A 15,291-nucleotide genomic window follows, 5' to 3' on the forward strand; every position below is an offset into this window, starting at 1 on the left:
GGCTTGCGGCGAGATTTCACGGGGGTGCCCGGCGGAAAGACCGGTGATTTGCCGCGGCGGGCCGCTTATCCTGCCGCCGACGGATCGGCAGCGGGGAGGCGGGTGGCGCGTGGCAGGGGAAACGCAGATCGGCACGGAAACCCAGATCGGGCTAACGGCGGCCATCGTTTCGGTGGGCGTGTCCTCGGCGAACGGCGCCGAGCCGCGCGTGGTGACCGTGCGCAGCGGCTTCGAGATCCCCGAATCGCACCGCCGCGGCGACGAGCCGCCGCCCCACCGCGACGCCCTGCCGGGCGCGCCCTTCGATCCCGAGCGCTTCCGCACCCTTCAGGACGGCCTGCGCGCGGTGGCGGAGGACGCGGCCGGGCTGACCCTGCGCTATGTGGAGCAGCTCTACAGCTTCGGCGACCGCTACCGCGACCCGCACGAGCTGTTCGGCGGCCCGCGCTCGCTGGTGGTCGGCTATCTGGCCTTGCTGCGCGAGGCGCCGCTGCGCATCGACGGGGCGGAGTGGCGCGGCCTGTACGAGTTCTTCCCCTGGGAGGACTGGCGCGATGCGCCGCCGCCGCTGCTCGATTCGGTGATCCGCCCGGCGCTGGCCCGCTGGGTCGCCGCAGCGCCGGACGAGCCCGCCCGTGCCCGGCGCGGCGAGCGCGCCCGCATGGCCTTCGCCCTGGACGGCGGGGACTGGGATTCCGAACGGGTGCTGGAACGCTATGAGCTTCTCTACGAGGCCGGGCTGGTGGTGGAGGCGTTCCGCGACCATGACCTGGCCCGCCGGGCGGGGGTGGAGGAGCGCACGGTACGGTTGGAGATGCCCCGCGCGCTGGGCCGCCCGATGGCCCGCGACGGCCGCCGCGTCCTGGCGACGGCGCTGGAACGTCTGCGTGGCAAGCTGAAATACCGCCCCATCGTGTTCGAGCTGCTGCCCCCGACCTTCACCCTGCACCAGCTTCAGCAGGTGGTGGAGGCGCTGTCCGGCGAGCGGCTGCACAAGCAGAATTTCCGGCGCCTGATGATCTCCGGCGGGCTGGTGGAGCCGACCGGCCAGTATGAGAGCCAGACCGGCGGGCGCCCCGCCGAGCTCTACCGCTTCCGCCGCAGCGCCATCCTGGAGCGGACCAGCACGGGAGCCATCGCCTCCCCGGAGGATTGACCATCGCCGTTTAGGGGGTATCCTGCCGCCAATACCGAAACAAGGGGAGCGAACGCGCATGACCGATTTCGACAGCACCTGCGACCTCTACGACCGGTTCGAGAGGACCGCCCGCGTCGCCGACCCCGTCTTCCGCGATTTCGGCCGGCGTTGCAAATTCAGCGGCGTGGCGGTGACCGTGAAGTGCTTCGAGGACAATTCCCGCGTCAAGGAGACGCTGGGCACGCCGGGGCAGGGCAAGGTGCTGGTGGTGGACGGCGGCGGCGGCCTGCGCGCCGCCCTGATGGGCGACCTGATCGCCAAGGACGCGGTGAAGAACGGCTGGGAGGGCGTGGTCATCCACGGCTGCGTCCGCGACGCCGCCGTGCTCGCCACGCTGGACCTGGGCATCAAGGCGCTGGCGGCGATCCCGCGCAAGACCGTCCGCTATGGCGAGGGGCAGAAGGATCTGCCGGTGACTCTGGCCGGCATCCGCATCACCCCCGGCGATCTGGTCTTCGCCGACGAGGATGGCGTGCTGGTGCTGACTGCCGAGGAGTTCGGCGCAACCGCCTGACCCGGCCGATCGAAAGCCCTCTCCCGCCGCGCGGGGGAGGGTTGGGTGGGGGCACCAACGACGGCGCCCTGTCGCACCTCAGCCCGCGACCTTCTCCCATCCCATCTTCTGGTACCGGTACTCCAGGATCGTCGGCGCCGCGCAGGCGTAGCCGACCCAGACGCCCAACGTCATCAGAACGCCGGTCGGCCACAGTGGGATGGAGATGAGGATCAGCGCCGCGTGAATTCCGGCGTGCAGCCATTCGGCCTTTTTCGCGAAGTAGACGGGGCCGAGCAGAAAGGCCCAGAGGATCTCGCGGTTGGTCACCGCCTCCCGCTGGCCGCTCTCCGGATTCTCGAACACCATCCCGGACGGAGCCGCTGCCATCCCTGCCTCCCTTTGATTGTTTGGGAATCAGATTTGACGACGGCGGCCCGGTCTGTCGAGACCGCGACGAAGTTTTTCCGGATGGTGGAGACGGCGCCCTGACGGATGGATCAGGCCGCCGCTCCGCTCCGCCCGGCCTGCGTCATGGCCAGGAAGCGCCGGCATTGCTGTTCGCGGTCGTAGCCCAGCAGCGTGCCGAGGATGAAATCCTCCTCCGGCGTCAGTTGGTTCAGCGGCTTGCGCACCACGCTGCGCACCATCGCGACACAGGCCGCGTTGCCGAAGAAGACGTTGACCTTGGCCTCCGTCACCGTCTGGACGTGGTAGTCGACGAACCGCTCCGCCAGCTTGCGGGTCACCGTGTCGGCGTCCCGCGTGCTGAGCGTCATCATGACCATGGGCCGGACGCCCTTGCTGTACTCGTACAGATGGTGCCCGAGCAGATGAACGGGCATGGCCGGCCCGTCATTGGGAATCACGTCAGTTGGCTGATCCATGCGGTGATCCGTTTGTCGGTTTGGGAGGACTGGTTGTCCTGGTCGAGCGCCAGCCCGACGAACCGCCCGTCACGCTCGGCGGTGGAGCCCGAATGCTCGTAGCCGGTGGTGTCGGTGAAGCCGACGACGACCCCGCCCTGCGCCACCACCTGATCGTAGAGGGTGCCCATGGCATCCACGAAGGACTCCGGGTAGGTCACCTGATCGCCGGTGCCGAACAGGGCGACCTTCCGGCCGTTCAGGTTGGCCGCCTTCAGCGTGGCGAAATTGGCCTCCCAGTCGCATTGCAGATCGCCCACCCCGTAGGTCGGCGCGCCGAGGATCAGCAGGTCGCAATTCTCGAAATCCGCGGTGGAGGCGCGGGCGATGTCGACGGTCTTCCCCTGAATCTTCTTCGCGATGCGCGAGGCGACCGACTTGGTCGCGCCGCCGTCGGAGCCATAGATGATCGTGACGTTCATGGTCTCTCTCTGGGCAATCCTGTGGGGCAATCGGATCAGGGCCGGCAAGCAAAGGCGAGAACGTCCGGCCTGAGGAGAATGATAATAAGAATGATTCGCATTTGCAATATGACCATGAGGAAATTGCGGGAATTTGTCGAGGGACGCACCGCGCCAGGGGTACGGCGCGGCTCGTCGACGGTTCAGGAAGCCTTGTGCGGGGAAACGTTGGGCAGAAGGGCGGCGGCGAGGCCGAGCAGCGGGACGACCGAGCAGGCCTGGAAGACGAAGCCGATGCCCTTCCAGTCGGCCAGGACGCCCAGCCCGGCGGCGGCCATGCCTCCGATGCCGAAGGCCAGACCGAAGAACAGGCCGGAGACCATGCCGACGCGGCCGGGCATCAGCTCCTGCGCGTAGACGATGATGGCGGGGAAGGCCGAGGCCAGCGCCAGCCCGATCACCGCGCTGAGCACGACCGTCGCCGTCAGCCCGACATGGGGCAGCAGCAGCGTGAAGGGCAGGATGCCGAGGATGGACACCCAGATGACCGTCTTGCGCCCGATCCGGTCGCCGACCGGCCCGCCGATGATCGTGCCCATCGCGACCGCCGCCAGGAAGACGAACAGGCAGAGCTGCGCCGAATCCGGCGCCAGGGCGAAGCGCTCCATCAGGAAGAAGGTGTAGTAGCTGGTGAGGCTGGCCAGATAGACGTATTTGGACAGGATCAGCACCATCAGCACGGCCAGCGCCCGGTTCACCTGCCCGCTGGTCAGGCCGGGGTGACGGACCGCGGCGCCGCGGCGGACCGGGCGGGCGTGGTCGCTGCGGGCGTACCAGCGCCCGATGCCGGTCAGCAAGGCCATGCCGCCCAGGGCGGCCAGCGCGAACCAGGACAGGCTCTCTTGCCCGCGCGGCAGGATGATGTAGGCGGCCAGCAGCGGCCCCAGCGCCGAGCCGGCGTTGCCGCCCACCTGGAACAGCGACTGCGCCATCCCGTGCGCGCCGCCGGAGGCCAGACGGGCGATCCGCGACGCCTCGGGGTGGAAGACGGAGGAGCCGAAGCCCAGCAGGGTCGCCCCGATCAGCAGCGCCGCGTAGTTCGGCGCGAAGGCCAGCGTGACCAGCCCGACCAGCGACGCCCCCATGCCGATGGTCAGGGAGTAGGGCGCCGGCCGCCGGTCGGTGGCGAGCCCGATGATCGGCTGAAGCAGCGAGGCGGTGATCTGGTAGGTCAGGGTGAGCAGGCCGATCTGCGCGAAGCTGAGGTCGAATCCGCCCTTCAGAAGCGGATAGATCGCGGGCAGCAGGGACTGGATCAGGTCGTTCAGCAGATGGCAGACGCTGATCGTCCCCAGGACGGGCAGCGCCGTCCCCCCGGCCTTGGGCCGGGACAGGGTGGTGTCGGTCACGAAGGAAAGCCTTTTTTGGCGCTTGGCCGGGTTTGGCGCTTGGCCGGCGGGCGGCGCGTTGCTTGGTGTAGGGCAACAGCCTATGGTGAGCCGTGGCGGCCTGCCACCGCGGTCAGGCCGATTTCTTACGAGACTGGGCCATGGTCCGGAACCTGCGCATCGACACGGTCGAGGAGTCGCCCAGCCCGCTGATCGCCCTGGGGCAGGATCACGCGGACGGCACCTTGCTGGCCGCCCACACGCACCGGCGGGGGCAACTGCTGTCCGGGGCGACGGGAACACTGGTGCTGTCCACCGCCCAGGGGCGCTGGGTGATGCCGCCCCATTGCGGGCTGTGGATTCCGCCGGGCGTCCCGCACGAGGTCCGCATGATCGGGATGGTCATGACGCAGAGCCTCTATCTGGCCCCCGCGCTCGCTGACACCATGCCGGGCCGTTGCGAGGTGGTGGCGCTGTCGCCCTTCTTCCGCAGCCTGATCGCGCGGGCGCTCGATGTGCCGGTGGACTACGATCCGGACGGCCACGACGGCGCGGTGATGGCGTTGCTTCTGCACGAGATGCGGCGGCTTCCGGTGGAGCCGCTGTCGCTGCCCTTCCCTGCCCACGCCGCCCTTGCGGAGCGCTGCCGGCGGTTCCTGCAGGAGCCGACGATCCAGGTGACGATCGAGGCGTGGAGCGACGGGCTGGGCATGAGCCGCCGCAACTTCACGCGGCTGTTCCGGCGCGAGACGGGGCTGAGCTTCGTGGAATGGCGCCAGCAGGCCTGTCTGGTGTCCGCCCTGCCGCGGCTGGTCGCCGGGGTTCCGGTGACGACGGTGGCGCTGGACCTCGGCTACGACAACCCGGCGGCCTTCACGACGATGTTCAAGCGGACATTGGGGGCGTCACCAAGGGCGTATCTTGCGAAGGCTGGTGGTCATGGCCCGGAGCGTTCGGCCTGAAGCCGCGCAAATTTGGCGGGTCTTGGCATTTAAGAAAGTTGAACCACAGAGACACGGAGACACAGAGAGGCAATGGCGCGTAGCCTGAAACTCTCCGTGTCTCTGTGGTTCAAATCTTGATACCAAAAAAGAAAAGCCCCGCCGGAGCGATCCCGGCGGGGCTTTTCATCAACGCAGATATTCTCTCACTCGGCCCCCCTCCCGGCCTCCCCCCGCTGGGCGGGGGGAGGGGAAGAGTGGATCAGGCGGCGACCGTGTCGGCGACGTCCTGGAACTCCTTGATCTGGTCGAAGTTCATGTAGCGGTAGATGTCGCCGGCCTTCTGGTTAACGACGCTCACCTGCTCCAGATACTCGGCCGGGGTCGGCAGCTTGCCCAGCAGGGCGGCGACGGCCGACAGCTCGGCGGAGCCGAGATAGACGCGGGTGTCGATGCCCAGGCGGTTCGGGAAGTTGCGGGTCGAGGTCGAGATGGCCGTCGAGCCCTTGCGGATCTGCGCCTGGTTGCCCATGCACAGCGAACAGCCGGGCATCTCCATGCGCGCGCCCGACTTGCCGAGAACGCCGTAATAGCCTTCCTCGGTCAGGATCTGGGCGTCCATCTTGGTCGGCGGGGCGATCCACAGGCGGGTCGGGATGTCGGTCTTCCCGTCCAGGATCTTGCCGGCGGCGCGGAAGTGGCCGATGTTGGTCATGCAGGAGCCGATGAAGACCTCGTCGATCTTGTCGCCGGCAACCTCCGACAGCAGCTTCACGTCGTCCGGGTCGTTCGGGCAAGCGACGATCGGCTCCTTGATGTCGGCCAGATCGATCTCGATCACCGCGGCGTACTCGGCGTCGGCGTCCGGCTCCAGCAGCGACGGGTTGGCGATCCAGTCCTCCATCGCCTTGATGCGGCGGCCGAGCGTCCGGGCGTCCTCGTACCCGTTCGCGATCATCCACTTCATCAGGGTGATGTTGGAGCGCATGTACTCGATGATCGGCTCCTTGTTGAGCCGGACGGTGCAGGCGGCGGCGGAGCGCTCGGCCGAGGCGTCGGACAGTTCGAACGCCTGTTCCACCTTCAGCTCGGGCAGACCCTCGATCTCCAGGATGCGGCCGGAGAAGATGTTCTTTTTGCCCTTCTTCTCCACCGTCAGCAGGCCCTGGCGGATGGCGTAGAGCGGGATCGCGTTGACGAGGTCACGCAGCGTGACGCCCGGCTGCAGCGTGCCCTTGAAGCGGACCAGCACCGATTCCGGCATGTCCAGCGGCATGACGCCGGTCGCGGCGGCGAAGGCGACGAGGCCCGAGCCGGCGGGGAAGCTGATGCCGATGGGGAAGCGGGTGTGGCTGTCGCCGCCGGTGCCCACCGTGTCCGGCAGCAGCAGGCGGTTCAGCCAGGAGTGGATCACGCCGTCGCCCGGACGCAGGGCGACGCCGCCGCGGGTCGAGATGAAGTTCGGCAGCTCACGGTGGGTCTTGACGTCCACCAGCTTCGGATAGGCCGCGGTGTGGCAGAAGGACTGCATGACCAGATCGGCGGAGAAGCCGAGGCAGGCCAGATCCTTCAGCTCGTCGCGGGTCATCGGGCCGGTGGTGTCCTGCGAGCCGACCGTGGTCATCTTCGGCTCGCAATAGGTGCCCGGACGCACGCCCTGGCCTTCCGCCAGACCGACCGCGCGGCCGACCATCTTCTGGGCGAGCGTGAAGCCCTTGCCGCTGTCCACCGGGGAGGACGGCAGACGGAACAGGGTCGACGGGGCGAGGCCCAGCGCCTCACGCGCACGGGCGGTCAGGCCGCGGCCGATGATCAGCGGGATGCGGCCGCCGGCGCGCACCTCGTCGAAGATCACGTCGGACTTGACGGTGAACTCGGCGATCACCGCGCCGTTCTTCAGGGCCTTGCCCTCGTAGGGGCGCAGCTCGACCGTGTCGCCCGTCTCCATCTGCGAGACGTCGAGCTCGATCGGCAGGGCGCCGGCGTCTTCCATCGTGTTGTAGAAGATCGGGGCGATCTTGGAGCCCAGGCAGACGCCGCCAAAGCGCTTGTTCGGGACGTAGGGAATGTCCTCGCCCGTCCACCACAGCACGGAGTTGGTGGCCGACTTGCGCGAGGAGCCGGTGCCGACCACGTCGCCGACATAGGCGACGAGGTTGCCCTTGGCCTTCAGATCCTCAAGCTGCTTGATCGGGCCGCGAACGCCGGCTTCCTCCGGCACGATGCCGGGGCGCGGGTTCTTCAGCATGGCCAGGGCGTGCAGCGGGATGTCCGGGCGCGACCAGGCGTCCGGGGCCGGCGACAGGTCGTCGGTGTTGGTCTCGCCCGACACCTTGAAGATGGTCAGCGTCAGGCTTTCCGGGACGGCCGGGCGGCTGGTGAACCACTCCGCGTCGGCCCAGGACTGGATCACCGCCTTGGCGTTGGCGTTGCCCTTGTCGGCCAGCTCCTTGACGTCGTGGAAGTAGTCGAACATCAGCAGCGTGGTCTTCAGGCCGGCGGCGGCGGCCTCGCCGCACTCGGCGTCGCCCAGCAGGTCGATCAGCGGCTTGATGTTGAAGCCGCCGAGCATGGTGCCCAGCAGCTCCGTCGCCTTGACCTTGGAGATCAGCGGCGAGGTCTCGTTGCCCTTGGCGAGCGAGGCCAGGAAGGCGGCCTTGACCTTGGCGGCGTCGTCGACGCCCGCCGGAACGCGGTGCGTGATGAGATCGACCAGGAAGGCTTCCTCGCCCTGCGGCGGGTTCAGGAGAAGGTCGACCAGCTCCTCGGTCTGCTTGGCCGAAAGCGGCAGGGCGGGAATTCCGAGCGCGGCACGCTCAGCGACATGCTGGCGGTAAGCTTCAAGCACGGTGCGATCCTCTCATCCAAGGTTGCTCGACAGTCGTCCGATTCCCCGACCTGGGGGTCCGCTCGCGGGTCCGGTTTCCTCGCCCTTGCGGCGCCTTCCCACACTGCGGGACGAAAAGGAAAGGGCCGGATGCGCACCCCACGCCGCCGGTCCTTCCATTCCGGAAGGAACTTCCGCGGAACGGAGATGTCTTACGTCGCCGCCTTGGGAGTCGTCAAGTCAACGCTCCGCCTGCGACACGTTTTCAGGCGCCGGCCATAGAAGTGGTATTACAACTTGCTCCCGCCGGGCTTGTGGAGGGGTGTCGATTTGCTGAATTCCTCATCGTTTTTGCAATGAACGCCCCGGCGGGGTTTCTGCGCAGGCCGTCGCATCACCATGACTAGCCCGTCGGCGAAGAGGTTGATGGCGAACAATTGGGCATGTAGGGTGTTCCGGCTGTGCATCCACGGCACCGCGCAGGCCCCATGCCCTCTGGCTCCACGCCCCCTGGTTCCATGTCCCCTGGCCCCATGCCCATTCGGAACCGGATCGCCGCCCGGTTCCTGAGCCTTCTTCTGGCGCTGGCTCCGCTCCAGCCGCTGCCCGCCGCCATCCCCGCGGCGGTGCCCGTCGGGCTGGCCGCGGCCACCGCCGCGCTGCTTTGGCCGCAGGCGGCGGAGGCGCGGGCCGGTGGGGGGCGCAGTTCCAGCGGGGGATACAGCCGCCCGTCCGTGCGTACCCCGTCCTTCTCCACCCGCTCCGCCCCGTCGCGCGCGCCGTCCACCGGCAGCGGCGGCTACAGCCGGCCCAAGAGCGGGCCGTCCTACGGCTTGCCAGGCGGGGCGCCGTCCGGCGGTGGCGATCTGGGCGTGTCGCGGCGGTCGAGCGGCGAGGCGCTGGACCGCTACCGAGCGCAGCAGCAACAGCAGCAGCAACAGCAACAGCGGGAACGCACCCCGCCGGTCGCCGCGCCGCCTCCCCGTTCCGGCTCTGGCTCCGGGACCGGCTGGGGCGGGGGAGGGTGGCAGGGCGGCGGCAACTCCGGCTCGGGCTGGGGGCAGCGGCGTACCGGCGGCTATGGGCCGGGCGGCTGGTACGGCGGCTGGCGCCCGCCGGGCTGGGCCTATGGCAGCCGTCCCAGCTTCGGCCTGTGGAATGGGCTGTTCCTGTGGTTCCTGCTCGACAATCTGTCGCGCCCCGGCTACGCCGACTGGTTCCACAACCACCAGGGCGACCCCGGCTACGCGGAATGGCGCGCGGAAGCGGAGCGGCGCGCGCAGGACGACCCCGACCTGCGCCGTCGCCTGGACGATCTCGACACCCGCCTCCGCGCGCAGGACGACCGTCCGCGCGATCCCGGCTACCTGCCGCCGGACATCCCGCGCGACGTCGCGCAGGCCGCGCCGGAGACGCCGTCTTCCTCGGGTGATTCCGGGGGAGGCATGGGCACCTTGCTCCTTCTGATTCTGCTCGTCGGGGGGATGGTGGTGGCCGTGACCGTGCTGCGCCGCCGCTCGTCGGGCTCCCGCTCCGGAGGTTCCGCCATGACCCGTTCGCCCTGGAGTACCGCCGCCGGCATCGTCAAGGCCAAGGCCACCGGCGCCTCCTACGAACCGTCGCTGTTCCGCGTGGGCATGACGCTGACGCCCGATCCCACGCCCTTCCTGTTGGGCGGCGGCGCGATCAAGGCCGTGGCGCCGGAGGGAGCCGGCACGATGGTCAGCGTGGAGGCCGTGGGCACGCTGACGGGAGGCGGCGTGACGCTGCACCGGCTGTATCTTCCGGGCGGGCGCGGCTTCTACCAGCTTCATCTGGGAGCCGGGGGCGCGCCGGACGAATGCCGCTGGTTCAGCGTTCTGGACGAGGTCCACCCCACCGACAACGACGAATGGGGCTTCTGGCTGGACCCTGGCGACGGGATGATCGGCTACCCGCAGTTCCAGACCAAGGACGGCAAGCTGTACGGGCGGCTGTGGTCGCCCGGCGCGTCCCGCATCGCTCCCATCACCTTCGACGAGACGCTGACCGACCACCGCGGCAGCCGCACCCGCCGCCTGACCGCCATGCTCTACGCCGCCCCCACCGGCGCCGCGGACCCCGCGCCCCGGACCGAATATGTGCTGGCGGCGGCGGTGGAGGACGGCGGCGAGGCGTGGGTAGAGGTCCGCGCCGGCATCGACGTCAACCCCGCCTCACTTTCGCTCGCCTGATCCCGCCAGCCCGTATGGAAGACACCATGGACACCAGCGTCGCGCAAATCCTGCAAGGCCTCGAATCCGGCCTGCCGCTGCTGCTTCTGCATTTCGGAGCGACCCTGGCTCTGTTTCTGATCGGGGTGGCCGTCTACGTCGCGGTCACGCCGCTGCACGAGCGCGACCTGCTGGCGAGCGGCAACCAGGCCGCCGGTGTGGTGCTGGGCGGCACGCTGGTGGCGCTGGCGATCCCGCTGGCGGCGACGCTGGCGACCAGCCTCGTCCTGGTGGACATCCTGATCTGGGGGTCGGTTGCCCTGGTGCTGCAGTTGATTACCTTCCTGATCGCCATTTGGCTGTTCCGCGACCTGCGCGCCATGATCGAATCCGGCAACGTCGCCGCGGGCACGGCGCTGGCCGGGCTCCAGATCGCCGTCGCGCTGCTGAACGCCGGAGCCATGGCGGGATGAAGACCCGCCCAAACAGAGAGGAACCGCAACCATGATCTCGTTCATCCGCAACCTCGTCGGGGTGAAGACCGATCAGGCCGTCCAGTCGGCGGTGGAAGCCCTGGTCCGCTGGGACCCGAAAGCCGCGACGGAGGCCGAACTGCGCACGATGGAAGAGCATCTGGACCGTCTCGGCCTTCAGGTCGCGCAGGCGCGCGCCGCCTATGAGAAGGAGCAGAAGGAGGCCGAGGTCATCCTTCAACTTTCCAGCCAGCGCATGGCCGCCGCCGAGCATCTTCAGCGTCAGATGGAGGCGGAAACCGACGCCGGTCGCAAGGCCCAGCTCGAAACGAGCCTGGAAACGCTGGTGGGGATGCTGGAGCAGATGGCTCCGGACATCGATCGGGAGGAGCAGGACGCCGTGGACGCGCGCGAGTTCCTGACCATGCTGGAAACGACCTACGCCGAGGCCGGCGGCAAGTTGAAGGCCGCCCGCAGCGCGTTGCAGCGGGCCGAACGGCACATGGGCCGCGCCGCCCAGCAGCGCGACATGGCCGAGCAGCGGGCGGAGGCGGCCCGGCAGGCGGCGGGGCTGAGCGGCGCCACCTCCAGCCTCGGCACGGCGCTGAAGGCGATGCAGGACGCGGCGGCCCGCGACCTTGCCCAGGCGGAGGCGTCCAGCGCCAAGGCCCGCCTGCTGAAGCCGTCCAAGCCCGAGGAGGACGATCCCAACATCAAGGCGGCGCTCGATGCGGCTTCGGGAGCGAAGCCGGCGCCCAGCACCCTGTCCGACCGTCTGGCCTCTCTGAAAGGCCGGCATTGAAGGGTATGATGAATAGGATCATCCTATTGATCGAATAGGATGATCCGCATAGATCCTATCGGATTCCTCCGCCATGATGCCAGACGGTGAACGTCTGCTCGCTGGAGGAACCGATGCGCAGGTCTATGGCGGAGCTGTTGAACGAACTGGAACGGCACGGCGTGCGGCTGCTGCCGGGTGGGCGCCTGCTGGTGCAGGGCCATGTTCCGGCCCCGCTGCTGATGCGCGCCCACCGCAACCGCCGGGCCCTCAGCGCCGCTTTGGCGCCGCCGCGCGGTTGACGGCAGGCTTGACCCCAGCCCGCGAGGCGTTGTTCCTGCGCGGACGGCGCCCCACGTCAATGCAACGCCCCCGATGTTCCGGGCGATCCCGTGCCCAACCAGGAGACCCTGTGTGACGATCCAACTGACCACCCTCGCCAACGGATTCCGCGTGCTGACGGACCACCTGCCGCATCTCGGCACGGTGACCAGCGGCGTCTGGGTCGGCGTCGGGGCGCGCAACGAACGGCCGGCGGTGAACGGCATCGCCCATTTCCTGGAGCACATGATCTTCAAGGGAACGGAAAGCCGCGACGCGCTGGGCATCGCGCTGGAGATCGAGAACCGCGGTGGCGAATTCAACGCCTACACGGACTACGACGTCACCGCCTATTACACGCAGATGGCGGCCAAGCACGTCGACGTCTCCTGCGAGATCATCGGCGACATCGTCCTCAACTCCGTCTTCCCGGAGGAGGAGGTGGAGAAGGAGCGCGGCGTGGTCATCCAGGAGATCGGCCGCTACGCCGACGAGCCGGAGGACGTGGTCTACGAGGCGTTGCGCCGCACCGCCTTCGACGGGCAGGCGCTGGGCCGTCCGATCCTCGGCCCGAAAGAGAACGTCGCGGGCTTCGGGCGGGAGCATCTGTTCGACTACGTGTCCCATTACGACCCGCGCCGCATGGTCTATGTGGTGTCCGGCAACGTCGATCACGGCACCGTGGTGCGCCGGGTGGAGGGGCTGTTCGGCCATCTGACCGCCAAGGACGACCCGTTCCAGGAGACGGTCGTCAACAAGGGCGGGGCGGCGCTGCTGAAGCGCGACGCCGAGCAGGTGCATTTCATGGCGGCCTTCCCCGGCGTCGGCACCGAGGATTCCGCGAGCTACGCGCTGCGCCACCTCGCCAACATCCTGGGCGGCGGCATGACCTCGCGCCTGTTCCAGGAGATCCGCGAGAAGCGCGGGCTGGTCTATTCGGTCTACGCGGCACCCATCCAGTACGCGGACGGCGGTGCGCTCAGCTTCTACGCCGGCACCGGGCCGGAAGAGGTGGCGGAGCTGGTGCCGGTCTTCTTCGAGGAACTGCGCAAGGCCCGCGACGGCGTGACCGCGGTGGAGCTGGAGCGGTCGAAGGAGCAGATGCGCTTCTCGGTGGGCAAGTCGCTGGAATCGACGATGCGCCGCGCCGACCGCTTCGCCCGTACCCTGCTGCGCACCGGCGAGGTGCGGACCATCGAGCAGATTTTCGAGCGCATCGACTCCGTGACCCCGGAGGATGTGGCGGTGGCGGCCAACCGCGTCTTCGCCGGCCCGATGGCCGTGTCCGCGGTCGGCAAGCTGGACCATCTGCCGTCCTACGAGGACATGCAGGGGATGCTGAAGGCGGCGTGAGGCTGTTGTGCAGCGACGCTTGCCCCCACCCCGGCCCTCCCCCGCCCAGCGGGGGAGGGAGATGATTGCGCCGTAGCCTCCGTTCCCTCCCCCGCCCAGCGGGGGAGGGTTAGGGTGGGGGCAATACGTCGCCTCTACCAGACCACCACCGGCAGCGCCGCGACCTTCAGCGGACCCAGGAACAGCCCACGGTTCTGCACGGTGACCGGGGCGGTCAGCACCGGCTCGCCGTTCGGACCGGTGGGGCGGGCCAGCAAGCCCAGCATGGTGCGGGCCATCGCCAGCTCCTTGGGCCGGAACATCCCCTGGAGCGCGTCCAGCACCGCCTGATACCCGCGCACCTCCGCGGTCAGCGCGGCTTGCGGCTGCAAGGCGGCGTCGAGCGCCAGCGTGCCGTTCATCGCCAGCTTCAATGGCCCCCAATCCAAATTCAGCCCGTCGAGTTGAAGCGTGCCGCCGTCGCGGCTCCAGGCCGACAGGCTGACCGGCTCCGGCTTCGGCGGCTGGCCGAGGATGCGGGCGGTCAGCAGAAGCCGCTGCACCTCGCGACCCAGCGAGTCCGGCGCGCCGTCGGGAAGGGTGGCGCCGCGCGCCTCCAGAGTGACGGACAGGCCGGTGTCGGTGTGGCTGGCCGGCGGCGCGGCGGGCTGGGTGGCGGTCAGGTCCAGGGCGGCGATCGGAACGGGCAGGGCGTCGGGCTGCGCCACCAGGTTGGTGAAGGCGAGCCGCGCCTCGACCGGCTGGCCAGTCAGGGTGAGGCCGACTTGGCCTTGGCCGCCGTCGCGGGCTACCAGCGTGAAGGGCGGCTGGTTCGCCTGCACCACCGTCACCCGCTGTTCGCCGGGCAGGGTCAGGGCGATGCGCGTGTGGTTCCAGGGAGGCGCCTCCGCCACCAGCCGGGTGCCCCGCCATTCCATGTCGCGGGTGGCGAACTGCGGCGCCTCCAGCGCGGCGCGGATGGTGAAGGGGTAGCCGCCGACGCTCAGCCCGCCATGGTTTACCACCGCACCGGCCGCCCGCTGCTCGTCCATCCAGGCGAGCACGCCGCGCTCCACCGCCGCTGCGGCCTGCCACCACCAGACCGAATAGGCGCCGGCCAGCAGGGCGAGGGCGAGAACGGCGAAGCCCAAGATCTTCCGAACGCGCATCTGTGGCATTTCCGTTTTGTGGCACCCACCTTATAGCGGGCGGCCTGGGGCCGTGCTAGCATTCACCGTGTCGCCACCAGTCGGCGCACGCTGCATTACTTAAGGGTCATGCTGCTCGATACGCAATCGCCTGTTGCCGAGCTTCCGGTCACCGCACCGACGCAGCGCACGGCTACCGCCGCCTCTTGCTGGTCCGCCGACATCGCCGTGACGCCCGGCGACGACCTTTGGGTCTTCGCCTACGGCTCGCTGATGTGGAACCCGGAGTTCCCCTTCCTGGAGCGCCATCCGGCGGTGCTGGGCGGCTACCATCGCCGCTTCTGCGTGTCCTCCCACCGCTACCGCGGCACGCCGGAGCGGCCCGGTCTGGTGCTCGGGCTGGACCGCGGCGGCTCCTGCCGCGGCATCGTCTTCCGGGTGGCGGCGGAGCGGGTGCCGGAGACGCTGGACTGCCTGTGGGACCGCGAGATGCTGAACCGCGTCTACCGGCCAAAGCTGCTGCCGGTGCGCCCGCGCGACGGCGGGGCGCCGGTCACCGCCTGCACCTTCGTGGTGGACCGCCGCCACCGGCAATATTGCGGCTGCATGGACGAGACCGCCATGGCCGAGCGCATCGCCGGATGCCGGGGCGAGCGCGGCCCGAACCTGGACTACCTCGCCAACACGGTCGCCCATCTGGAGGCCATCGGCATCCACGACCGCGGGCTGTGCAGCCTGCTGACCGCGGTGCGCGCGCGGGTGGGGTGAGGTGGTTCCGGTGTTGCCCCCACCCTAACCCTCCCCCGCTATCGCAGGGGAGCGGACTGCCGCCGCTTTGCGGGATTCTCCCTCCCCGGCGCAGCGGGGGGA

At 69.2% G+C, this 15,291-nt stretch carries 15 protein-coding genes; 9 read left to right on the forward strand and 6 right to left on the reverse strand.

What is annotated here, in order from left to right; genetic code table 11:
* Positions 1-109: 109 nt before the first annotated feature.
* Positions 110-1,156 carry an NUDIX hydrolase gene (locus JJL56_RS33865; RefSeq protein ID WP_145627284.1) on the forward strand — a complete coding sequence of 349 codons (1,047 nt, stop codon included), beginning with the start codon at positions 110-112 and terminating at the stop codon, positions 1,154-1,156.
* A 58-nt stretch (positions 1,157-1,214) separates the two neighbouring features.
* Positions 1,215-1,712 carry a ribonuclease E activity regulator RraA gene (rraA, locus tag JJL56_RS00225; protein ID WP_200483772.1) on the forward strand — a complete coding sequence of 166 codons (498 nt, stop codon included), beginning with the start codon at positions 1,215-1,217 and terminating at the stop codon, positions 1,710-1,712.
* Between the two features lie 78 nt (positions 1,713-1,790).
* Here rraA and JJL56_RS00230 read toward each other — a convergent pair whose 3' ends face one another.
* The 4 genes from JJL56_RS00230 to JJL56_RS00245 form a co-directional block, all read right to left on the reverse strand.
* Positions 1,791-2,081 (reverse strand): hypothetical protein, encoded by a 291-nt coding sequence (locus JJL56_RS00230; protein WP_200483773.1) that lies wholly within the window; start codon positions 2,079-2,081, stop codon positions 1,791-1,793.
* A 110-nt stretch (positions 2,082-2,191) separates the two neighbouring features.
* Positions 2,192-2,578: a DUF2023 family protein gene (locus JJL56_RS00235; RefSeq protein WP_247890808.1), complete on the reverse strand. Its 387-nt coding sequence runs from the start codon at positions 2,576-2,578 to the stop codon at positions 2,192-2,194.
* Positions 2,557-3,039: a flavodoxin FldA gene (fldA, locus tag JJL56_RS00240; protein WP_145627280.1), complete on the reverse strand. Its 483-nt coding sequence runs from the start codon at positions 3,037-3,039 to the stop codon at positions 2,557-2,559. The genes JJL56_RS00235 and fldA overlap by 22 nt, the downstream gene beginning before the upstream one ends.
* Positions 3,040-3,221: 182 nt before the next feature.
* Complete coding sequence (locus tag JJL56_RS00245; RefSeq protein ID WP_200483774.1) at positions 3,222-4,427, reverse strand: MFS transporter; 1,206 nt, start codon at positions 4,425-4,427, stop codon at positions 3,222-3,224.
* Positions 4,428-4,567: 140 nt separating this feature from the next.
* On the opposite strand from JJL56_RS00245, the gene JJL56_RS00250 reads away from it, so the two are divergent.
* Positions 4,568-5,368 carry an AraC family transcriptional regulator gene (locus tag JJL56_RS00250; RefSeq protein WP_200483775.1) on the forward strand — a complete coding sequence of 267 codons (801 nt, stop codon included), beginning with the start codon at positions 4,568-4,570 and terminating at the stop codon, positions 5,366-5,368.
* Between the two features lie 241 nt (positions 5,369-5,609).
* On the opposite strand, the gene acnB is transcribed toward JJL56_RS00250, so the two are convergent.
* Complete coding sequence (gene acnB, locus JJL56_RS00255) at positions 5,610-8,195, reverse strand: bifunctional aconitate hydratase 2/2-methylisocitrate dehydratase (protein ID WP_145627274.1); 2,586 nt, start codon at positions 8,193-8,195, stop codon at positions 5,610-5,612.
* A 512-nt stretch (positions 8,196-8,707) separates the two neighbouring features.
* Between acnB and JJL56_RS00260 the strand changes: the two genes are divergently transcribed.
* The 5 genes from JJL56_RS00260 to JJL56_RS00280 all read left to right on the forward strand — a co-directional run bounded on the left by JJL56_RS00260 (position 8,708) and on the right by JJL56_RS00280 (position 13,294).
* On the forward strand, positions 8,708-10,387 hold the full coding sequence (locus tag JJL56_RS00260) for a DUF2491 family protein (protein ID WP_247889544.1): 1,680 nt from the start codon (positions 8,708-8,710) through the stop codon (positions 10,385-10,387).
* A gap of 26 nt (positions 10,388-10,413) precedes the next feature.
* Positions 10,414-10,839, forward strand: a complete 426-nt coding sequence (locus JJL56_RS00265; RefSeq protein WP_200483776.1) for a DUF350 domain-containing protein — start codon at positions 10,414-10,416, stop codon at positions 10,837-10,839.
* A gap of 31 nt (positions 10,840-10,870) precedes the next feature.
* Positions 10,871-11,641 carry a hypothetical protein gene (locus JJL56_RS00270; protein WP_200483777.1) on the forward strand — a complete coding sequence of 257 codons (771 nt, stop codon included), beginning with the start codon at positions 10,871-10,873 and terminating at the stop codon, positions 11,639-11,641.
* A 113-nt stretch (positions 11,642-11,754) separates the two neighbouring features.
* Positions 11,755-11,922 (forward strand): hypothetical protein, encoded by a 168-nt coding sequence (locus tag JJL56_RS00275; RefSeq protein ID WP_200483778.1) that lies wholly within the window; start codon positions 11,755-11,757, stop codon positions 11,920-11,922.
* Between the two features lie 112 nt (positions 11,923-12,034).
* Entirely contained in the window at positions 12,035-13,294 is a 1,260-nt protein-coding gene (locus JJL56_RS00280; RefSeq protein WP_200483779.1) for an insulinase family protein, read from the forward strand.
* Positions 13,295-13,428: 134 nt separating this feature from the next.
* Here JJL56_RS00280 and JJL56_RS00285 read toward each other — a convergent pair whose 3' ends face one another.
* Entirely contained in the window at positions 13,429-14,442 is a 1,014-nt protein-coding gene (locus JJL56_RS00285; protein ID WP_200483780.1) for a DUF2125 domain-containing protein, read from the reverse strand.
* A 108-nt stretch (positions 14,443-14,550) separates the two neighbouring features.
* On the opposite strand from JJL56_RS00285, the gene JJL56_RS00290 reads away from it, so the two are divergent.
* Complete coding sequence (locus JJL56_RS00290) at positions 14,551-15,189, forward strand: gamma-glutamylcyclotransferase (RefSeq protein ID WP_145627266.1); 639 nt, start codon at positions 14,551-14,553, stop codon at positions 15,187-15,189.
* Positions 15,190-15,291 lie beyond the last annotated feature (102 nt).

The organism is Azospirillum aestuarii, from assembly GCF_016632405.1.
Lineage (GTDB): Bacteria > Pseudomonadota > Alphaproteobacteria > Azospirillales > Azospirillaceae > Azospirillum > Azospirillum aestuarii.